Genomic DNA, 22738 nt, shown 5'->3' with positions numbered 1-22738 from the left:
GCAAAATTTGCGACAACTGAATTTCCCTTTTTTATTTCTTTTGATTTCCTTTTATTCATCTGTCTTTATCTCCGCCTTGCCATAATATCCCGGCATCGGCATGTAAATCGGATTATAATAAGTATTGATATTCTTCAACTTCTTCTCCTCCTCTTTCAGCCGTTTGATTTGCCGTGCGGCAGTGGTAGGGGCAAAGCCACACAATCTTTGAAAGTCGCGACGGGTTAATACAGGGCTGCTCTTGAAGTAGTTTGTCAGCAATTTGTCTATCTCGTCATTTGAAAGGACAGCCGAATGGGGTTTCAGTTTACTTCGCTCCACATGAACAACACTGACTGACCTTTTTAGTTTGGCATCCGCTTTAAAGCTGATATTGGCTTTGAGTTTTATCTGATTCGCTTTTAGTTTGGGCGAAGTGATAGGTTCTTGACTATTCAGCTTTATCTGGAAATAACCGATGCCATCCAGATGGACGCTTTGTCCTTCCCGAAGACGATCTCCCATAAAATGACTTAGGGATTCGAGAACTGACTTTACATCCCCTTCAGTTAGAGAAGTTGCTATCTGGATTTCTTTTGCCAAATAGTCTGTGTCAATGTGTTGGAAGTTGACTACACGTGCGTGATACACTTCTTTGTCTTCCTCATCCTTGGGACGGGGAGTCTTGTACAATTCAAATTGTATTGCCATTATTAATTTGTTTTCGCCTTATACATTACTACGTACCTTTAATTTACCATTGCAAGCCTATAAGGACATTGTTTTCTGTTGTTGCAAAGCTAATCGATCATCTTCGGACTTAGGGGGAGGGTGTTATATAGCTGTTGTTTGTTTGTTATCAAGCGGCTTTTATAAGTTATCCTGCCTTTATTCTTGGATTAAGGCATAGGGATAGTTGTCTTCCGGTGCCTTTATCATTAGTTTCCCACGGCCGTGGAGAGATCTCTTCATGGCTGTGGTAGTATCTTTCCACGGCCGTGGTAGGAATTCGCCACGGCCATGAAGAATGAACTATATCGGTAGCAAAGATAAACTATATCAGGGAGAAAAGCAAACTATCTCTGCTTGTTTGAGGTATTTATACGCCTTGTTCTATCTGATAGATATAGGGCAGGGGAGAATTAAACTATTCAACAAAAACAAGCTATCTTATGCATATAGGGCCTTTATTCGGCTATTTTGTAGATGATAGATAACCTGTTTTTGCTGGTAAAAGTATGATAGATACCTTTTTAAAAGCTATCTATCATACTTATTTCTTTGATAATGAGAAGAGTATCAAAATGAATGATACTTATGATAGATATTTTTTCACTAGGGGTGAGTATATATGTCCACCAAACTGAAAAATGGTGTCTTATGATTGTTTACTGAATACCCTGTTTCAGCTTCTTCTGATACTCATCCGAATTCAGTATCTCCAGCGCCTTTTGTATACTCTCATTGGTGGTATTCATTACCCGGAAATATTCGTTCATATCCCAAAGATCACGGGCTATTAGTGCTTTAAGCTGCGTCTTGATAAGAGGGAGCGACTTCTGATATTGCTCTTCATTGAATTTCACTCCTTCTTTCTCTCCTATTTCTTTTAAAGTGGCGAGCATATCATCATCAACGACGAACTTCTCATCAAACGATTCGAATTTCTTGTATTTGTTTTTCAACTCCTTCCGGTGCCCTTCGATAAACTGCATGGTGAATTTAATCACAGCTCCTTTAGCTACCAGATTACGGTGATAATCCGTATAAAGAGTAGTGTCAATAGGTACGAAATAGTCCGGCATGATACCCCCTCCGCCATAAACGGTACGTCCTAGCTTCTTAGTTTGTACTTTCAGTGAATCCGGGAAGTGAATACTGTCAGCATTCATCAGTTCACCGTGGTTGAAACGTTCTATCAGGTCCTTGTTGTAATCGACAGTACTGTCGTACGGTTTCTGGATGGAACGTCCCGATGGAGTATAATAGCGCGCAATAGTCAAACGAATCATGGAGCCGTCCGGCAGGTCGATAGGACGTTGCACCAATCCTTTGCCGAAAGAACGGCGTCCTACGATAATTCCTCTATCCCAATCCTGCACTGCACCGCTGACAATTTCGCTGGCGGAAGCCGTATATTCATCTATTAGGATGATAAGACGTCCATTACGGAAATCTCCGTTTCCTTTGGCGTAGAAATCACTGCGTTTGGCAGTCCGTCCTTCCGTGTAGACAATCAATTCTTTTTGCCCTAGGAATTCGTTGGCAAGGTCGATGGCTGCATTCAGGTAACCTCCTCCGTTTCCTTGCAGGTCGAGAATCAGGTCCTTCATACCTTGTTTCTGAAGGCTTGTCATTGCTTTCTTGAATTCTTCGGCAGTGGTTGCTCCGAAGCGGTTGATGCGGATATAACCTGTTTTAGGCTGAATCATGTAAGAAGCATCGAGGCTAAGGATAGGTATTTTATCTCTTTTCACTGTGAACAATAAAGGATCTTGCACGCCACGACGAACGATAGTCAGGTTGACTTTAGAACCTTTCGGACCACGAAGACGCTTCATAATATCTTCCGTACTCATTTTCACTCCGGCAATGGCGCTGTCATTGACCGCAACAATACGGTCACCGGCAAGGATGCCGACTTTTTCGGAAGGTCCGTTGCTGACGGGTTGCACTACTAACAGGGTATCTTCAATCATCTGAAACTGAACTCCAATACCTTCGAAGTTACCTTGAAGAGGTTCGTTCATTTTCTTCACTTCTTCTGCGTCCGAGTAGGTAGAGTGTGGGTCGAGTTGTGCCAGCATCTTGATGATGGCTTCTTCCACCAACTTGTCTTCATCTACTTTGTCTACATAGAAATGGGAGATTGCGAACTCTGCCATTTGTAGCTTGCGCATGGCTTCAGAACCGAAATTTTGGGCCTGTAAGGCTGATACTGCCCACAGGCAAGCCAAAAGGACGTATATTTTAATCTTATTCATAATCTTACTTTATATTAATAGCCGAGTATTAACAACCGGGCACAGATACGCCTGCATCCTTCTCAACTCTCCATTCTCAACTCTCAGCTTATCCTCATTCCTTTGGGAATAAACTGGCTGATATCTTTATTATAAGTCAATAATTCGCGTACAATCGTCGAACTGACGCAAGTCAGTTCCGGTTCTGTGAAGAGCAGGATCGTTTCAATGCCTGCCAGTTTGCGGTTGATGTCCGCAATTGTTTCTTCATACTCGAAATCTTTCACTGTACGGATACCGCGGACAATAAACCTGGCCCCTACTTCCTGCGCAAAATCAATGGTCAGACAGTCGTAGGACATCACTTTTATACGAGGCTCATCCTTGTAAAGCTCCCGAATCATTTCCTCTCTTTTCTCAATGGGAAAGTATGTATTCTTGTTCTCATTGATACCGATTCCTATCACGATTTCGTCCATAAAGGTGAGTGCACGTTCCACTACCGAATAATGTCCGATGGTGAAGGGGTCAAAAGTACCCGGGAATATTGCTTTTCTCATGATGCCAAATCTTCTTCTATAACCAGATTATCTATAATAAAGTTCTGTCGTTCCATGGTATTTTTACCCATGTAGAATTCAAGTAGTTCTTTCACTGCGTCTGTCTTTCGCAAAGAAACTTGCTCCAGACGCATGTCTTTACCGATGAAATGCTTGAACTCGTCCGGTGAAATCTCTCCTAAACCTTTAAATCGCGTGATCTCCGGATTCGGGCTTAGTTCGTTAATTGCATTGACACGCTCTTCTTCACTATAACAATAGATTGTTTTTTTCTTATTGCGTACACGGAACAAAGGCGTTTGCAGAATATATACGTGGCCTTTTTTTATAAGGTCAGGGAAGAATTGCAGGAAGAAAGTAATTAACAGCAGGCGGATATGCATACCGTCCACATCGGCATCGGTTGCTACGATGACTTTGTTGTAGCGTAGTCCGTCCAAGCCATCTTCTATATTCAGGGCTGCCTGAAGCAGATTAAATTCTTCGTTCTCGTAGACCACTTTCTTAGTTAACCCGAAAGAATTCAGCGGTTTACCACGTAGACTGAACACTGCTTGCGTGTTCACATCACGGCTTTTGGTGATGGAACCACTTGCAGAGTCCCCCTCGGTGATAAAGATGCAGGAGTCTTCTTCCAGTCCTTTTCCTTTCGGGTCGTTGAGGTGAATACGGCAGTCGCGCAATTTGCGGTTGTGCAGGTTCGCTTTCTTTGCACGCTCACGGGCAAGTTTGGTTACACCTGCAATGGCTTTACGCTCTTTCTCGGATTCTTGGATCTTTTGTTGTATCGCTTCGGCTACATCCGCATTCTTGTGCAAGAAGTTGTCCACTTCCTGTTTGATAAAGTCGCCTACATATTTATTGACTGTCACTCCGCCGGGAATCATATTGGTAGAACCCAGCTTGGTTTTCGTCTGACTCTCAAAGATAGGCTCTTCCACATTGACGGCAATGGCAGCAACCAGTCCGTTACGAATGTCGGTATAGTCCATATTCTTGTTGAAGAACTCCTTGATAGTACGGGCGATGTGTTCCTTGAAAGCACTCTGATGCGTACCTCCTTGGGTAGTATGCTGACCGTTGACGAAAGAGTAATATTCTTCTCCGTATTGTCCGGTATGCGTGAAGGCGATTTCGATGTCTTCCCCTTTCAGGTGGATGATCGGGTAAAGTCCGGTTGCCGTCATATTGTCGTTCAAAAGGTCTACCAGACCATTACGCGACAGGATACGGTGTCCGTTATAGATAATGGCAAGCCCGGTATTGAGGTACGTGTAGTTACGTAGCATTGTCTCAATAAATTCAGGCTTGAAACTGTAATTCAGGAATAATGTATTATCCGGTTCGAAGAAGATGTAAGTTCCGTTTTCCTCTTCGGTATTCTGCGTTTCGTCGGTTAGCAGGTTTCCTTTTGAGAAAGTGGCGATACGTACTTTGCCATCGCGGTAACTGCGTACCTCAAAACGGGAGCTCAAGGCATTGACGGCTTTCACACCGACACCGTTTAGTCCGACACTTTTCTTAAACGCTTTGCTGTCGTACTTACCACCAGTGTTCAGCATGCTGACGGCTTCGATGAGTTTTCCCTGCGGGATGCCTCGTCCGTAGTCACGTACGCTGACACGGAGGTTTTCTTCAACGGTAATCTCGATTTTCTTACCGGCTTGCATTTTGAACTCGTCAATACTGTTGTCAATTACTTCTTTCAGGAGGACATAGATTCCGTCTTCGGCATGTGCACCGTCGCCCAGCCTTCCGATATACATACCGGGGCGTGTGCGTACATGTTCCATGTCACTTAGGTGACGGATGTTGTCGTCAGTGTACTCTACTGCATTGTTGTTGTCTACAGGTATCAATTCGTTCTCTTCCATAGCTGTTTTTTATTTTATCTCTTTGATGAACGCACGGCGGCGCTTATGTTGTTGATTCTCAAAGTAATCCCATTGTGCCTGAACTTTTCCGTTCAGTTCCAGTTCGGGGTTGCTTTCCGCAAAGATAAAACCTAATTTTTGATAAACTGGAATTAAATCGGAAAATAACAAAGCGTTAACACCTTTGTTTTGATATTCCGGTTTCACTGCAACGAGTAGCAGATCAAGCATTTTGGCACGGCGTTTCATAAATAGTGCCTTTAACAGATAGAACCATCCGAGTGGCAACAGACGTCCGTGTGATTTCTGTAAAGCCTCGGCAAGAGATGGCATGGAGATACCTACACAGACCAATTCGTCATTGGCATCAGTAATCAGTGTAACCATCCGTAAGTCAAGGATCGGCAGATACATTTTCACGTATTGGTCGATTTGCCGCTGTGTCAACGGAGAATAGCCATAAAGAGGACTATATGCTTCATTCATCAGCTCGAAAATCTTCTGTCCGTAGTCTTTGGCTATTTTTCTTCCGGAAGTATATTTCTTTATCTTGAGGTTATATTTTCGTTGGATCAGTTCGGAGATACGTTTATGCTTGTCGGGAATGGCATCCGGTATGTAGATTTTGTATTCCACCCAGTCGGCGTCTTTCTCGAAGCCTAACTTTTCCATGTGTACAGGATAGTATGGGTAGTTGTAGATAGTGGCCATGGTACTAAGTTGGTCGAACCCTTCAACTAACATACCTTCCGCATCGAAATCAGTAAATCCGAGAGGACCGGCAATGTGAGTCATGCCTCGTTCTTTTCCCCATTCTTCCACCGTTTTGATGAGTGCGGATGATACTTCGGGATCGTCGATGAAGTCTATCCATCCGAAACGAACGTTTTTACATTCCCACTTCTCGTTCGCCTGATTGTTGATGATTGCAGCTACACGTCCTACTATTTTATCGTCCCGGTATGCGAGGAAATAATCTGCTTCACAGAATTCGAATGCTGCGTTTTTCTTCTTGTTGAAGGTGTTGAGCATGTCGTCATAGAGGTCAGGCACAGAGTAAGGGTTACCCTTGTACATTCTGTAATTGAAACGGATAAATTTCTTAAGTTCTCTCTTTGTGGAGACTTTCTTGATTGTAATAGCCATATCTCGTATTTATGATTTGAGCAGGCAAAGATACGTGATAATCTTTAAATTACAACGTGTGGGGTGGCAAAAACTGTATCTATATAATTTTAGTGCTTATGTACCATTTGAGTTTATGCATTATGATAGTGAAGAGGGAGTTTACTTCGATGAAAAGCAATAAACATTACCCGCAAAATCACAAACAATCATCTTATTCCCGGATACGGCTACGGTTGAAAATATAGGCGCTCCAATGTGTCGTTTATCTTTTATAATTCCTGTAGTTTGGTCGATGGCATATAGATAACCGTCGGAAGCTCCGATGTAGACAATTCCTTGTGATGCAACAGGACTTGTTTCAACTCCGGCTTGCGGAGTGGTGGAATAAGGAGCAGTATATACAAGTGAAGGTGACGTTTCTGCTTTCCATTTATTGAAAAGTGTAGATTTGTCCAATGCGAAAACTCCCCGGTCGGCAGTACCGAAAATGATTTCCTGTTCGGTGATGAGTGGGGTGGATGTAACATCCAGATTGGCTGATAACTCTTTTTGTTGCAATACTTTTCCGGTTTGTGGCTTTATTGTGAAGAAGCTCTTGGAAGAGATAATCCATAATTTCCCGTTTTTATAGACAGGAGAGGCTCCCCGGTTGCCAAGTCCGTTATCAGATAGTTTCCAGAGTTGCTTTCCTGTGTGGATATCATTGCCGTATAAACCTCCCCATTGGGTTCCGCTGACTAATACATCTCCGGCAATAGTGAGTGTTGTAGTAGAACCTTCCCGCTGTTTCCAGTCCTTGTTAATCCATATCGTTTGTCCTGTTTTTAGGTTGTAGGCAGATAGTCCGGCGCCGATTCCGGCATAGACCACTCCTTTGCCTACTGTCAAGCCTTCAGTCAGATAGGGATAGCTGTCCAAATTAATAGATTGTTTCCAGAGTAATTTCCCTGATTCACTGTCTAAGGCATAGAGGTTGCAGGAGGCGTCTTGAGCCACTACAATTCCATTTTCACAGGCTATTGTGTTCTTAACAGAATTTGCAGTACGGAATTTCCACAACAGTTTGCCGGAATTAAAATCAAATGCGCAGATAAATGTGTTCAGTGATACATTATCGTCGGTGGTAGCGATAAATACTTTCTGTCCGGCGATAATGGGAGAACACATAAAAATGTTACTGCCTGTATTAGCTGTCCATTGTAATTGCAGGGGGAGCTTGATTTGAGAGTTGTTGACTCCGCCGGAGTGTGCTGCGTTTTGAAGTAATGTATTCCAGTCTTCACCTGCAATAGTGGATAATTTGAAGTCCTTTTGATAGATAAACTGGCTGGTAGCAGTCACTTTCTTTCCGTTGCTGAAGAATGAAGTCACTGTAAGATTTAGTTTTTTCCCCATTTCATTGGCTGGCATTTGAATGTTTCCACTCCAATTCCATTCAGTACGGGAGGCTAGATCGCCTTTTGCTATTTCTTGATTATTTTCCGAATCGCTTAGGATATAAGAAACGTGAGACGTTTTTGCCTGCGAATAATATGTATTGACGGAAACAGGAAGCTGATCTTCAGTGATGGTGCAGGCTGCGGCCGTCTGATTATTCATCGGAGAGACTATTGCGATTTGTGGCTCGATGAAAGCATATCGCAGTTGGGTGGTGATATTGTCGTTTGCGTCTACTTTTATTTCTCTAAAAGAAGAAGGGGAGTGGTCAATGCCTCCTTTATCCAATGTGCCGGTACAGATTGTATAAATCCCATTTTGGTTGCGGACATAGTTGTAATGCATGTGTCCGTAGATTTGGGCTTTGGTATTGAAAGAACGAAAATCAAGCAGATGATCGTCATCTGCTTTAAAGACGAAAGAGTCATTTGGAGTAAATAAGTCGTGATTGAAAAGGATAAGTGCCTGGTCTTTTTTTATGAGAGCAAGATCGTTTTTTAGCCAGTTGTATACATCTTTTTGGGTATAGTTGGTCGGGTTATCTCCGTGGTCGATTGGGGTGACTACATAATGAACGTTACCTATATCAAATGAATACCATGTCGGACCATAGAGAGATTCGTAAAGCTCTTCGCCATAGTTGCCTTTCACTAAGTCATGATTACCGATGCAATAATAAACAGGACAATCCATTGTTTGTGCGTTTACCACTTGATTGTGGATGGTGAGTCCCGGTTCGTAGCAGATATCTCCGGTGTGAATGAGGAAGGCAGGCTTCTCATTGTGAATGTATTGCTGGAGATCGGTTACCCAACGCCCCATTCCACCCGTCACTTCGGTGTCGGTGATTTGCACGAAAGAATGTTTTCTGGGTTTTGTCCGCTCGCTTTCAGTTAAGATAAAATCGTAGCTTTTTCTGTTCTCTTTGGTAGAAAGGTAGAATTGTTGTGTTTCAAATCCCGTGGGAGTTGTAATACTTATGAATCTTGTTTTCTCGAATCCCGGCAAAGAGAACCGACCTTTCTTATCTGTTTTTACTACGTTCAATCCATCTGTTACCATAACTCCCGCTAGCGGCTTATCGCCTTTATCAACTATGCCCGATTGATTAGTGTCGACAGAAACTGTTCCCTTAAATTGAGCGCATAGAGGCAGATATAGTAAAAATGATACCAGAATTACAGATAGTCTTTTCATGGTCGGTTCTCAATTTTTAGTGTGTTAAGCTAATTATTCCTTATTTTGTTTTAGTTGTTTTATTTCTTCATTGTATCTGATTTCTTCTTTACACAGAGGCTTGTACCAAGTCTTTCTTAGTATCAAGGTCGTAACCAGAAGCAATGCAATAGAGCTCCAGAGCCCCAGTTGCTGGCGGACCACGAGATACATTGGGATAATGGTAAGGCTGCATTGCCACACAATGCCGATTGCCACGTTGAATGCGTCTCTTTTGAAGTTGCGGTTTGGCTGGATATGAGGGTAACGGGCCAATGCTTTTTCTTCAATCGGCTTCCACCATCCCCATGGGCGTACACGGGTGTAGAAGTTGATGAGCGTCTCTTCGTCTGTTGGAGGTGCGCTATAGGTTCCTGCGATGCATCCTATCAGGGAAACTCCGAACAGTACGGGGAAGAAATAGAGTACCCATGCGTCGGGAACAGTGAACTTCATGACGATGGCTGCTATTACTCCGGCGGTCATTCCCCAGAAATAGCCTTCACCATTGAAGCGCCACCAATGCCATTTCAGTACGTTGGCCGCGATGTATCCTCCGAAGAGTGCTCCAACAATCCATTGGAATATTTCATTGATGTCTTTCAGGAAGAACCCTATGACAGTGCTGATAACTACTACTGCGACAGAAATAATATAGCTACTGCGTATTTGTGTTTTCACACTCGCTTTCGGATTGATATATTTCAGATAAATATCATTCACGATATAAGCCGGTGCGGCATTAACAGTGGACGCAAAAGTCGACATGAAAGCTGCCAGTAGTCCGGCTAGTAGGATTCCGGCTAATCCTACAGGTACGTAACGTGTGATTAGATGGGGGAGGATGGTTTCAAAATCCGTTCGTGTCACTTCCATTTGTGTCAGACCGCCATCTTCTTTAAAGAAGTAGATAGCCAGCAGAGCAAATCCCATAATCATCAGGTAGCGGGGGATTAATAGTACGACTGATACGGAACCGCTCATCATAGCCGCTTCTTTGGGGGATTTGCAAGATAGAATTTTCTGCATATCATAGTTGGGCGCCGGTCCTGCCATACTCATAAATATTCCTTTGAGCAAGGCCATCATGACGAAGATGCTAATCAGGCTATATGGTTCATTCGCCATCCGTTCCGTCAAGAGGCTCATCCGGCTGCTCCAGTCGATATCCAGCGTCCATCCGAAGAAAGGAGAGTCCCAGCCGGCCGGAACGAAAGAATGAATCATGTCCGGCGCTACCATTTGCATTCCGATAACAACAATTACGATACCTGCCACTGTCATAATCAGGAACTGCACAACGTCTGTCCATACAATACTCAACATTCCTCCGAGCATTACATAGAAAGTAGCGATTGTGGTAAAGAAAATACCATATACATGAGGAACATATTCTGCAGGCACATTGAAAGGAATGAATGGAGATACTACTTCCCAGGGGATGAATATCTCCATAAATTTACCAATACCTATGAATCCATAACTTAAAAAACCGAGTACGCTAAGTAATGCAAAGATGATAACAATCGTATGTGAAAGAGTCGATCCTTTACCTTTACCGAAACGTGTCTTAATCCATTCCGCTCCGGTGAGTACATTGGAACGACGTAACCACACGGACAGATAAACCATTAGAAAGATTTGGTTGAATACTGGCCACAACCAGGGAATCCAAAGGCTTTTGAATCCGTAGGCAAATGCCCAATATACCATCAACATGGTTCCTGTGATGTCAAACATTCCGGAAGCATTGGAGAGTCCGAGCATATAAAATGGCAATGATTTCCCTCCCAGGAAATAAGAATCCATATTTTGGGCAGCCCGTTTCTTCAGGATAAGTCCGATGACAATCATGGCAATGAGATAGGCACAAATGATGAGAATATCGATTTCGTGTAGTTTCATATCGTTATTTCGATTAGGTTTATTTTATTTGATGCAAAAGTAGGGCGAAAGTAGTAGGGAAACAAATATTATTTTAACTCATTCTGATACTTTTTCCTTAAATCCGCAACAGTTATCATGAAAGCGTCCTTCATGATAACTGTTGCGGATTTAAGGAAAAAGAGAGAAAATTCCTGCAGGAATACTCTCTCTTTACAAGCAGAAGGTCATATAGGCAGGCAGATACACTACTCCTTCCTTTACGTACAGGTTCTTCGGATGAATCACATAGCATTCTCCTATGCGCTGATGAAAACTCTCTTTGAATTTGATGAGTGAACGAATAGTATACTTGTCATTCGATTTTACCTCTATCGGAAAAATCTTATATTTTAGTTTGCTTTGGTTCGACAGGATAAAATCAATTTCCATGTCGTTGCGATGCTTTTCTTCATTGTATCGGGTGTAAAAGTAAAGCTTGTGTCCGGCAGCCACAAGCATCTGTGCGATTACGTTCTCGTAGAACATACCCTCGTTCACCGACAGTTTTCCCAACAGGATTTCCCGGTAAAGTTCTCCGTCAGAGATTTCATTCTCATCGAATGTATGGCTGATAAGTAGTCCGGTATCACCCATATAGCATTTCACATAGGTTCTGTCTTCATTCAGCGAGAGGCCCACATTAGGATCTGAACAATTAAAGCATTCATTGGCAATCATTGAATCAGAGAGCCAAAAGAAAGTATCATGATACTTTGGGAAGCTTGCTCCCTTTTCAATACGATTCATTACTACCCGTCTTTCCGAACGTGAAAGAAAAGCGGGAATTTGGTCAAAGATGCTCAATACGTTCGACCTGTAACCTGACCTTATCTTCATTATGTCATTCCGATACAGTGTCAGTATATCCCTTTTTTCCACATCGGCCATTTCGAAGCTCCGGTTGTTCTCCAAATACGCTGACAGGCTTTTCGGCATACCGCCCACAATCATGTATTGACGGAACAATAACATAGCTTTGGCGTGAAGTCCTTGCTCCAAAGGTTCCTTTTTGTCAAAGCATTGGCGGATATATGTTATCAATGGCTCTTCATTCATTGCCCAAGCAAACTCTTCGAAGTCCATGGGGTACATAAGCTGTGTTCTCTCTTCTGAGGGAATGGTTATATCTTGTACATTTTCTTTTATGGAAATGAGCGAGCCTGTCTCAATATAGTCGAACCGCCCATCCGCAACCAGATACTTTATTGCTTGCCGGGCTTTCGGAAACTGTTGTATCTCATCAAATATGATGATGGATTCCTTTGGGTAAAGTTTTACACCATATTCCGAAGAAAGAATCAGGAAAAAGGTATCGAGATCATTCATATAATTGTTAAAGGCTGAAGTAACCGAGTCACTTACCTTGTTGAAATCCATCAAAAGATAGCTTCGGTATTCATTTTTTGCGAACTCTTCCACAAGAGTGGATTTACCTATTCGCCGGGCGCCTTCTATCAGAAGTGCCTTGGTTCCTGCCGCCTGTTGTTTCCAAGCAAGCAGCTTGTTATACATTTTGCGTTTAAATATCATGTAATTCTCTATTTATCATCTTATTAATACGCAAATTTAATGATATCCTCTGCAATACGCAAATTTAATTTCCTATTTATACCCTGCAATGCGCACTTTTGATAAGTGCTATTTTACCTGCAATACGCACTTTTGTATCAGCTATTGTCCTGCTTTATAGAAAAGCCCTCCATTGACGTGGAATTGGTCAATGGAGGGCAACTAATACTGCTCAAGTATTGAGCTCACATTACCTTAAAAATAAACCTGTTCTGCCATTACATATTTGTTAGCTTCTATGAGCTTGCAAATGTTTTCTACAGAAGCAGCAGAGCGTAAACCGTCTGCCGGGGTGTGAAGACAATAATCTATCAGCCTGTCTACGGTGGAAGTTGCTACGTGCATGCGGGTATCGGAAGATGCGTAATAGATATACACTGTTCCGTCCTCGTCTGCAATCCACCCATTTGAGAAGAGCACATTGGAGACATCTCCAATTCTCTCTTCTCCCATAGGTGCCAATAAGAAACCACCCGGTTCGGCAATGACTTTTGTCGGATCTTCCAAAGATGTCATATACAGATAGAGTACATAACGCAGACCGGCAGCACATGCACGAACTCCATGGGCGAGGTGCAACCATCCTTTGGGGGTTTTGATAGGATGGGGACCTTCGCCATTCTTTACCTCTTTTATTGTATGGTAATGACGGTGGTTTATAATGATTTCTTCTTTCACTTCTGCATGGGTAATGTCATCTATAAGCGCCCAGCCAATACCTCCTCCGTTGCCGGCGTCGATAAAGTTATCCTGTGGACGGGTGTACAGGGCGTATTTGCCGTTAACAAATTCCGGATGCAATACAACATTGCGTTGCTGACTTTTGGAAATCAGGTTTGGCAGCCGTTCCCAGCTTTTTAAGTCTTTAGTACGCACGATGCCTGCTTTGGCTATGGCGGAAGATAGGTCGCCTGGTGCAGCGTTCGGGTCAAGACTTTCGGAACAGAAAATGCCATATATCCAACCATCTTCATGGGCTGTCAGACGTATGTCGTAGACGTTTGTTTCACTTGGGTCTGTGTCCGGCAAATGTATCGGGTATTCCCAAAAACGGAAGTTGTCTATGCCATTCGGACTTTCGGCAATGGCGAAGAATGATTTTCGGTCGTTTCCTTCTACACGTACTATTATTAGATACTTTCCATTCCATTTGATAGCTCCCGAATTCATGGTGGCATTTACTCCGATTCGTTCCATTAGGTATGGATTTGTTTCCGGATTCAAATCATAACGCCATTCCAAGGGAGTATGAGCAGCTGTCAGGATAGGATATTTATAGCGCTCGAATATTCCATTTTCGGAAAATATCATCTTATTTTTACGTGAGATAAGTGACTCATGTTCTTTTTTTAGAATATGAAGTCTATTATTGTATCTATTCATATCAATTCAACATATTAAGAGATAAAGATTTGCAGTCCATTTCCCTTGCATCTTCTTGACAAGATAAAAAGAAACTGTTCACAATGCAGATAGACATGAAATGCATGCTGTGTTGTACGAACAGTTTCTTTTTATGTTTTATCATTCTAAAAGTATGGGGGTGCTTTTAAACGGATATGTCAAGTTTATAAATTATTGCTTAGTGATAAAGTAAGAACGAACGGTGTAACCGGGTTCCAAGAAGCTAACCCAATACCAGCCATCTTCTACTTTATCTATTTTACAGTCTTCTATTGAATAGGCAACATTTTTATCTACTGCATTTTTAGCAACTTTATAAAGTACAGCATTGGTCTTTACTCCTTCTTCAAGATTACCGGTAAATTGGACTGCAAATCCGGAAGCATAACTTCCTGTACTCTTTATTGTTAATAGCGAAATATTAAGTTCTTCAGAATAAATAGCTTCACCAACTTTTGCTGTAGAAGGATACTGATAAGCATAAGAACCAGCTATTAAGTAACGATAACTTGGATTTTCCCAATAAGGTTCATCAATAGTCTTGATATGAATGTCAATGGATTGTCCTTCTTTGTCCTTGATGGTGATTGCTTTATTGAAATAGTTTCTTTTCAATCCTTCAATAATAACTTCTGTTCCATTTTCTGCTACCGTACATTTGATATAAGATTCGGAGTATTTTGGGAGACTGCAGGTATAATCACCATTTCCATCCAAAATTTTAATCGTAACGGGTTCGCTTGTTATTAGATAAGTAATATCTTCACTATTATCTACTACCAGCCTCTTTATTACTTTCACAGCAATCTCGGCTGTTTTGTTGTGACTGTCTTTCACGGTTAGTATTGCAGTACCCGGAACGATAGAAGAAGTGATTTCTATTTTTCCATCTTCACTGATTTTTGCTGTTGCTACTGACTCATTGGAAGATGTTATGCTATATCCTCCATTTCCAGTATATATTTCGAGCGTTTTGTGTTCTTCAAAGAACATAGTCGTGGAACTTGTTTTTACTGCCAGCTCCTGTTCTTGAGCTACCACTACTTTCACATTTGCCGAATTCTTAGTCCAGTCGATAACGGTTAACGTTGCAGTACCATATTTCAAACCTGTTACAATCACTTCATTGCCCGAAATAACTGCTGTCGCTACTGCAGCATTTGAACTAGACACTTTGTATCCGCTATTGCCCCCAGTAATATTAAAACTCCCTTCGGTTGTCTCATCTAAATTAATTGTCAATGTCTCTGCATCCACAGTCAGACTTGTGTAACTAGGTAAGTCTTCATTACAACCGGAAAATAATCCGATTGCACAAAGTGCGATTCCTGTTAAGTGTATTATATTTCTTTTCATGATATTCTCTAATTTATAATTCGTTATTCAACTTCATGGTTTTTCATTTTACCAGTCACAGTTACAACACTATATTTGGGAACGGTAATAGAACGTAAACCGCTTTGAGACGGATTGATCTTTTTGTGTTTCCACTTCACATATTCACTGGAAGTATATGTTCTCATATTTTGGAATTCCACTCCTTCAATCTCAATCAATGTAGAGAATGATTCTTTTTGAGATAAATTGATTAGTACAATAGTGTAGGTGTCATCTTTCACATAAGCAGAAACCAACAAGTCTTCGGGGAGTTTATCTGTTTCTGAAGAAATAGCTTCTACGTCTACACGTACGGCATTTTGCTCAATAAATTTGCTGAACTGTCCAAAAGTATAGTAGCGTGGAACTCTGTAATAGTATGTACTAGGTAATGCCTCTTCTAATTGAATTAGGTTTTCGCCCGTAGTGCTGCAAGGACGTGCACCTGACCACCATACAAAGGCGCTCATATTGGCGTTTGCCATATAAGCATGAAAAGTTTTAGCCCATTTCATTGCATCCGGCCATGTCTCTTGGCGACCTTTATCATCACTAAGTTCTGTTTGCCACATGTGGACATTGCGCTTCTCTGCCTCTTCAAAAGGAATGACATTTTCATCTCTTGTAGAATATCCATGACCGGCTACAATGAAATTTGGATCTACCAGTTCCGGATATTTTTTTAAACTATTATTGATAAAATCGACCGCCCATTTCCACTGGGCATTTTCTGCATAAATAAGTTTCATATCACTGTGGCCTCTTTTCTCCATCGCTGGACGAAGTTTTTCGAGGACAAATTTAGCCATTTCTTCTTCAGACCATGCACAGGTTGCCCAACCACCTAAACTAGCAAGTTTGTCCGGTTCATTCCATCCTGATAATGCATATATGTCAATGCCGAATTTTTGTTCATATGCATCGACGAAATCCAATAGATATTGGGCATATTCATCGTAATATTCCGACTTGAGGCTTCCACCATTAAGTTTGTTATTGCTTTTCCATTTGATTGGAGGACACCAAACTGAAAAGAAGAAATTGACATCTTTATATTTTCTACTTATAAGGTCAACTAACCACATTTGGCCAAGTTGGCATTGTTCTCCGCACTCTTCACCATTGTAGTTTCGCCAGTAGTTATTAATCATAGAAGGATCATCGGGCTGCAGCATAAAATTACGATCCATCTTGAATTCAATATCTCCTGTAGTTGGATTACCGTAAGACGGGAATATCTCGCCTCGGAAAATATTTAAATCCAAACCGTTTTCACTAAACAGGTCTTCTATCACTGCGTCACGCTGCATCGTATTCCAAATACGATGTGACCACCCGCAGAAGGCACAGCCGAAGCCATCAATTACTTGATGTTTGTTTTCTTCTCCGATTTTCATTCTTACAACAGCGGTAGTTGTAGGTTCCGGTGCAATCCCGTCATCGTCAAAATTTTCTTCAACTGGTTCCGGGATAAAAACATCACTATGGTCTAAACTTCCATCGTCACATGAATATCCTAAGAATAGGAATAATGCTACAAATAATAATGAGTATATCTTCTTCATATATTCTAAGTATAAATTGGTTGTAAAAATATTATCTCCATAGTTCAGTTTGTACCATGGCATCATTGTTGTTCAACTCTCCAGAAGGAATAGGGTAATATTTATGTTTTTCTTGAAAGTATTCTGCTCCCTGTTTTTCATTTTCAGTGAAAATATTTTTAATCTCTTCAGTGGTATACCAGCGTTTTAGGTCGTCAAAACGATGTCCTTCACCAAAAAACTCGAGCAAGCATTGGTGCTCTATTTCTAACATCAAGTCCGATTGGGCAAATGTCTTATCAGCTAATCCTGCTCTTTTGCGAACGAGCTTCAATGCGGTGTTTGCCCCGTTTACATCGTTTGTTTTGGCACAAGCTTCGGCGTACATTAACAGCACTTCTGAGAATCGCATAGCTCGTAAATTGTTTGCTTTCCCTTCCTTATGACCCATAATATCAGCATCAGAAGCATTTACAAAATATGCAGTGTATTTTTTTAGCAAAAACTTACCGTCACCTTGACTGTAAGATGGAGCACCACCACTCATTTTACCGCTATTGCCATCCCAAAGTTGCTCCATAGAACGGCTTCCTCCATACCATTTCTCGTTCTTCACTACATCTCCCATAGCTTCGGGATTGAAAAATAAGCTTGCATACATGCGTTTGTCATACTTCGTATCCGAACCGGCAGGACGTTCTTCTTGCACAAACTGGCCGACGGCAAAGCTGGAAGGCATCAGCTTAGCCCAACCACCGGCGGCAACCGGACCTACAAATGTTGGAAGTGAGTTACCTAGGTTGATACCGCTTTCGTTACCCCATGTCAATTCACCATCACTACTATATTGCAATTCGAAAACAGATTCCTTATTGTTCTCATTCGCTGTAGTAAAATTCTCGGCAAAGTTTTCAATTAAGTCGTAACGTCCTGGATAATAAGGGGCTTTCGTCAATAGTTCCAGTTGAGCTTTTGCTTCTGGATACTTGTGCTGGTATAAATATACTTTTCCAAGCATAGCGATGGCTGCTCCTTTCTCAATACGTCCTTTCTCGTCACCGGAACGAGTGACGGGAATATTGCTATTTATAGCATTTTTTAAATCATCCTCTGCTTGCTTCCAAATTTGTTCTTCTTTAGCCGCGGGTTTATTGCTTTCGTCTTCGTTAGACGGAATTAAACGTAGAGGAACTTCTTTATAATTATGAACTAATAGGAAATATTGGAATCCTCTTAAAAAGAGTGCCTCTCCTTTAATCATGGATCGGTCTTCCTCACTAATTCCTGCCGCTGGAATTTTATCGATGTTTTTTATTACAAGATTGGCACGTTGGATACCAGCATAAAGCGCTCCATACGGATCATATCCGGTAGTAGTTGAGTTTTGAAATGTTGCGATGGTCCACATAGAAGGTTCTTCATTCAGAACCGTAAAAATATCATCACCACGACTATTTAAATTTAACCATCCGTCAAATGCTCCGTAATAACCGTACATTTGATATTTTATGGGGGAATAAGCAGCGGCAAGACCGCTTTCTACATCCGCTTTATTTCTCCAGAAGTTTTCTTCCGTGAAATGATTAGGATCTTTCAGATCCAGAAATTTATTTTCGTTGCATGAAGTCAGTGCTCCGGATAAGAGAGTTGCCATGCATATATATGATAACCAATTCTTTTTCATGTTATTAATTCAATTAGTGGATTTTATCATTGTATCATAAACTAACCTGAATACCAAATGAGATAGTACGCGGGAGTGGATAGCGTCCTTGGTCTACTCCTCTTGAGAATACGTTGTAACCCACTCCGATATCTACGCTGCCACTTTGACCGAGGTCAGGGGAATAGCCGGAATATTTACTTAATGTGAACAGGTTTTCCATTGATGTATAGATTCTTACATTTTCCAGTTTTACCTTCTTTAACAGGCTCTTAGGAAGGGAATAACCGATATCTAGTGTTTTCAGCCGGAAGTAAGAACCATCTTCCAGCCATCTGTCGGTAAAGGCTAAACCATTGTCTATCCCATCTGTTTTAGAGAAACGAGGAATGTCTGTGTTCTGATTGTCCGGTCTCCATGAGTTAGCCAACTTCGTGCTGTAGTTGCCATTGAACTTGCCAGATTCGAGGCAATAACGTTGATAATTATATATTTTGTTACCAGTCATACCATCAAAGAAAAGATTGAAGTCAAATCCTTTCCATTCGCCTCCCATGCGCAGACCGAATGAGAAATCCGGGAACGGATTGCCTACATCATGTTGGTCATTTTCATCAATCATACCATCACCATTCCAGTCTTTGTAACGAACGTCTCCCGGTTGTGCACCCGGTTGTATTTGTCTGCCATCCTTATTCTTGTAATTGTCAATTTCTTCTTGAGTGCGGAAAATTCCATCACTTTCAACTAGATAGAAGTAAGACATAGGATGCCCTTTTTCAAATCTGTTGATACCATTTTTGGCAGCGGCGTGAGCGGAATAACCTGAAATACCCATATCGTCGCCTCCAGCCGTAATCTTCGTTACTTTATTTTTCTCTGTAGTGACGTTTGCACCTATATAATAGTTGAAATTATCGCCGATATTGCTGCGCCAGTTTACAGATAGTTCAAATCCTTTATTGCGTACTTGTCCAGCGTTTAGGATAGGAAGTCCGCTGATACCAGCTGAACCTGAAACAGGAATGGGTAGTAATACGTCATTTGTGTTTTTTACATAAGCATCGGCGGTCAATGTCAATTTACCGTTCAGCATGCTTAAATCAAGTCCCACGTTAAAAGTTTCCGTACTTTCCCAAGTCAGGTTGGTAGGTGAGACTGCGGTAACGTTGGGTAACTGACCGAACCATATATTATTTCCTTGAAGGTAATTCATGCCATCGGATACTATGCTAATAGTGGGATAGTAGTTGTCCATTTGCTGATTGCCTAGTTTACCATAGCTGAAACGGAATTTGAATTGGTCAAATATATTTTCCAGCGGTTTGAAGAATTTTTCACGATTGATATTCCACCCGATGGATGCTGAAGGGAAGCTGCCGAATCGATGTCTTTTTTGGAAGCGTGAAGAACCGTCACGACGGATAGAAGCTGAAAACAGGTAGCGGTCGTCATAAGTATACATCACACGTCCGAAGAGCGACACGAGAGTTAATTCCTTCAATGAACTAGAGGCTGTCATTGTCTTAACGTTACCTGTCATAGTGTAGATGAACTCTGGAATATCCGTGTTGCTACCGTTCAATCCATAGCTCTTGTCTTTTTGTGCAGAATAACCAACCAATGCAGAAATATTATGCTTACCGAATACCTTGTCATAGTTCAACGTATTCTCCAAAACCCACGATTCGTAATCGGATGATCCCTCACTTAGGTCTGGAGCATCGTTTTTACCAGCAGATCCCAAATCGTAAATGCCTGTATATGTGCGGCTCCTGTTATGATCCTTTCTAAGTCCGAGATTCAACTTATACTTTAAACCTTTAATTATTTCAGCTTGTAAATAAGCGTTGAGGAAAATTTGAGTTTTCTCATTGTTTTTGTTCACCGTTGAGTAATATGCATACGGGTTCGGGAGATTGATATCGGCCGAAGTTCCCCATCCTGTAGAGTTTGTCGGATCAAATACCGGTACGACTGAGGGAAAACGCAAGATTTCTCCCATTGTATCTTGATTGATGTTTCCTTCTCCTTTAGATAAGCGAACAATCAGCGACTCACCGATAACCAACCTATTATCCAGAAAAGAATAGTCACTTTTCAAACGAATATTGTAAGATTCGTGGCTAGTGTTACGGAGAATTCCTTCCTTATTTAAATAGCTTGCGGACGCACTATATGAACTTGTCTTGGAACCTCCGCTGATGTTTGCGTTTGCTTTGTATGTCATTGCGGTGCGAAGCATTACCTCTTGCCAATCAGTACCTTCACCTACAAAGGGAACAGCACCGACCTCGTTACCGTAACCATCAGCAGACAGTTTATAATAACGTGCGAAGCGGCTGTATTCTTCACCATTAAATACTTTCAGTTTTTTCGGTGTCTGGCTGAAACCTGTGAAAAAGTTTACCTCAAGCTTTGTAGGCATGTCTTTACGACCGCTTTTAGTAGTTACTAATACAACGCCACCGGCTGCACGAGAACCATAAATAGCGGCGGCAGCCGCATCCTTCAACACTTCAATGGAAGCAATATCTGATGGATCTACCATGCTAAGGTCTCCGAAAGAACCGTCAATGACGTAAAGTGGATCATTGCTAGAGAGAGAACTGATACCACGTACGTTAATGGTCATTCCTTCATTCGGGTCACCGCTAGTACTTGTTACGGATACACCTGCAATTTTACCTTGGAGTGCTGTACCTGCATTTGTGGCAACGGCACCATTCAGTTCTTTTGCGCCTACTGAACTTACAGCTCCGGAAAGGTGACTTTTCTTTGCTGTACCATATCCGATGACAACTACTTGTTCGAGAGCCACATTGTCTTCTTCCATACTGACATTAATCGGAGCGTTAGATGATATTGTATGCTCTATACTTTTCATACCTATTGTAGAGAATACCAGTATGTCGCCTTTATTGGCTTTAACGGTATATTTACCGTCCATATTTGTAACTGTACCAGTGTCTTTTCCTTTAACTTTTACTGTGACTCCTGGTAAGGGCTCGTTAGTCGTAGCTTCTGTTACGACTCCTTTAACTTCAATATTCTGGGCTACCAATGGAATACTGGCTAGGCAGAGAAAGAAGAAAAGTAAGAAATGAATTTTTTTACTCATGATTTATTGCATTAGATTTATAAACTCTTAGACGTATAATTCGTTTTGTTAATTGTGAGTGGCAATAGGGAATATTTTCCATCAACATTGCTTACACTGGAAGTCTATTTACTGATGTAACTTAATAGATGTGCTACTCCAATAAGATAAAATAATTTGTTTTTCATTGCATATATAATTTTATATTGTTTGAATCTGGGAGCAAAGGTAGGGTGGTTTAGTACGAGGGACAAATATAATTTTATCAAATACTAATACAATATTAACAAAAAGCATAAATATGAGTAAAAAAGACAATATAATTTCTTTAATGTGATACTTAAATACCATTAATTGACGAATTTATTGGTATGAATATTAAAGCCTGATTTATATAATGCCCTCTGGGATATATAAAAATTTCCGGCAGAAGATAAATGAAATAAAGAATGAATGGCTTTGATTTACTATTTGGTTCCATTGGATCTGCGATAAACTTCATCTTCAAAATTGGGTATATAATCATTTGCTGTTTGCAGGCAGCAAATGGTTGTGCCTTTTTCTCGTTTTAATAATTCCGGAATTTGGCTGATACCATAGTTGAAAGTTGCATATCTTTTCTCTATTAATGTGCTATTTTTAAGATTTTGTTGAAAAGTGATTATGCTAAAATTGATGAACTATAGAAGATATTGCATAAATAGCTGCATGTATATACGAAAATATAAGCTGATATTGTATAAAACTATACGGAATATGCATCTTTTCCTGTTCGTAAAGCACTTGTTACTTTAAAACCAATGAGGTGTTCCTCGGTGTGCATCGGTTTGTTTCTCACCGGAGAAGCTATTGTTTCTCGGTGAGGAAGATGTGAAGGGGGTATTGAGTGCTTGTTTTCCCTCTGGTTTATTATAAATGTTGAGAACAAGACAGTGACAGGAATGTGTAATATTCGAATTTATTCCTTTTAAATGGTAGGTAAAGAAGGAAAAATGTTGC

13 protein-coding genes are annotated in these 22738 nt (G+C 41.2%); all 13 read right to left on the bottom strand.

Translation table 11 applies throughout. The features are described from left to right. Positions 1-51: 51 nt before the first annotated feature. Complete coding sequence (locus BSCG_RS20405; protein ID WP_008775261.1) at positions 52-690, bottom strand: HU family DNA-binding protein; 639 nt, start codon at positions 688-690, stop codon at positions 52-54. 677 nt (positions 691-1367) lie between these two features. After that, on the bottom strand, positions 1368-2963 hold the full coding sequence (locus tag BSCG_RS20410; RefSeq protein WP_008775260.1) for a S41 family peptidase: 1596 nt from the start codon (positions 2961-2963) through the stop codon (positions 1368-1370). Positions 2964-3046: 83 nt separating this feature from the next. Then, positions 3047-3502: a pantetheine-phosphate adenylyltransferase gene (gene coaD, locus BSCG_RS20415; RefSeq protein WP_004311084.1), complete on the bottom strand. Its 456-nt coding sequence runs from the start codon at positions 3500-3502 to the stop codon at positions 3047-3049. After that, a complete protein-coding gene (locus BSCG_RS20420; protein ID WP_008775259.1) occupies positions 3499-5376 on the bottom strand; it encodes a DNA topoisomerase IV subunit B in 1878 nt (625 codons plus the stop codon). The genes coaD and BSCG_RS20420 overlap by 4 nt, the downstream gene beginning before the upstream one ends. 9 nt (positions 5377-5385) lie before the next feature. Next, positions 5386-6522 carry a GNAT family N-acetyltransferase gene (locus BSCG_RS20425; protein WP_008775258.1) on the bottom strand — a complete coding sequence of 379 codons (1137 nt, stop codon included), beginning with the start codon at positions 6520-6522 and terminating at the stop codon, positions 5386-5388. Positions 6523-6663: 141 nt separating this feature from the next. Next, a complete protein-coding gene (locus tag BSCG_RS20430) occupies positions 6664-9138 on the bottom strand; it encodes a PQQ-binding-like beta-propeller repeat protein (RefSeq protein ID WP_008775257.1) in 2475 nt (824 codons plus the stop codon). 33 nt (positions 9139-9171) lie between these two features. Next, positions 9172-11061 (bottom strand): sodium:solute symporter family protein, encoded by a 1890-nt coding sequence (locus tag BSCG_RS20435; protein WP_004311088.1) that lies wholly within the window; start codon positions 11059-11061, stop codon positions 9172-9174. 192 nt (positions 11062-11253) lie between these two features. Beyond that, the gene (locus BSCG_RS20440) at positions 11254-12612 is read right to left on the bottom strand and encodes an ATP-binding protein (RefSeq protein WP_008023375.1); all 1359 of its coding nucleotides are present in this window, start codon (positions 12610-12612) and stop codon (positions 11254-11256) included. A gap of 234 nt (positions 12613-12846) precedes the next feature. Further along, positions 12847-14034: a glycosidase gene (locus tag BSCG_RS20445; protein ID WP_008775256.1), complete on the bottom strand. Its 1188-nt coding sequence runs from the start codon at positions 14032-14034 to the stop codon at positions 12847-12849. Between the two features lie 192 nt (positions 14035-14226). Continuing rightward, on the bottom strand, positions 14227-15411 hold the full coding sequence (locus BSCG_RS20450; protein ID WP_008023371.1) for a hypothetical protein: 1185 nt from the start codon (positions 15409-15411) through the stop codon (positions 14227-14229). Positions 15412-15434: 23 nt separating this feature from the next. Then, positions 15435-16997: a glycoside hydrolase gene (locus BSCG_RS20455; RefSeq protein WP_008775255.1), complete on the bottom strand. Its 1563-nt coding sequence runs from the start codon at positions 16995-16997 to the stop codon at positions 15435-15437. 31 nt (positions 16998-17028) lie between these two features. After that, positions 17029-18660 (bottom strand): RagB/SusD family nutrient uptake outer membrane protein, encoded by a 1632-nt coding sequence (locus BSCG_RS20460; RefSeq protein ID WP_008775254.1) that lies wholly within the window; start codon positions 18658-18660, stop codon positions 17029-17031. Between the two features lie 34 nt (positions 18661-18694). Beyond that, entirely contained in the window at positions 18695-21760 is a 3066-nt protein-coding gene (locus BSCG_RS20465; RefSeq protein WP_008775253.1) for a SusC/RagA family TonB-linked outer membrane protein, read from the bottom strand. Between the last annotated feature and the right edge of the window lie 978 nt (positions 21761-22738).

Source organism: Bacteroides sp. 2_2_4 (assembly GCF_000157055.1).
Taxonomy (GTDB): Bacteria; Bacteroidota; Bacteroidia; order Bacteroidales; family Bacteroidaceae; genus Bacteroides; species Bacteroides ovatus.
Note: the sequence above shows the minus strand (reverse complement) of the source record. Positions and strands in the feature narration are given on the sequence as shown.

Coding starts and splice junctions, on each gene's coding strand:
- BSCG_RS20405 (WP_008775261.1), bottom strand. CDS start 690: ATGGCAATACAATTTGAATTGTACAAGACTCCCCGTCCCAAGGATGAG.
- BSCG_RS20410 (WP_008775260.1), bottom strand. CDS start 2,963: ATGAATAAGATTAAAATATACGTCCTTTTGGCTTGCCTGTGGGCAGTA.
- coaD (WP_004311084.1), bottom strand. CDS start 3,502: ATGAGAAAAGCAATATTCCCGGGTACTTTTGACCCCTTCACCATCGGA.
- BSCG_RS20420 (WP_008775259.1), bottom strand. CDS start 5,376: ATGGAAGAGAACGAATTGATACCTGTAGACAACAACAATGCAGTAGAG.
- BSCG_RS20425 (WP_008775258.1), bottom strand. CDS start 6,522: ATGGCTATTACAATCAAGAAAGTCTCCACAAAGAGAGAACTTAAGAAA.
- BSCG_RS20430 (WP_008775257.1), bottom strand. CDS start 9,138: ATGAAAAGACTATCTGTAATTCTGGTATCATTTTTACTATATCTGCCT.
- BSCG_RS20435 (WP_004311088.1), bottom strand. CDS start 11,061: ATGAAACTACACGAAATCGATATTCTCATCATTTGTGCCTATCTCATT.
- BSCG_RS20440 (WP_008023375.1), bottom strand. CDS start 12,612: ATGATATTTAAACGCAAAATGTATAACAAGCTGCTTGCTTGGAAACAA.
- BSCG_RS20445 (WP_008775256.1), bottom strand. CDS start 14,034: ATGAATAGATACAATAATAGACTTCATATTCTAAAAAAAGAACATGAG.
- BSCG_RS20450 (WP_008023371.1), bottom strand. CDS start 15,411: ATGAAAAGAAATATAATACACTTAACAGGAATCGCACTTTGTGCAATC.
- BSCG_RS20455 (WP_008775255.1), bottom strand. CDS start 16,997: ATGAAGAAGATATACTCATTATTATTTGTAGCATTATTCCTATTCTTA.
- BSCG_RS20460 (WP_008775254.1), bottom strand. CDS start 18,660: ATGAAAAAGAATTGGTTATCATATATATGCATGGCAACTCTCTTATCC.
- BSCG_RS20465 (WP_008775253.1), bottom strand. CDS start 21,760: ATGAGTAAAAAAATTCATTTCTTACTTTTCTTCTTTCTCTGCCTAGCC.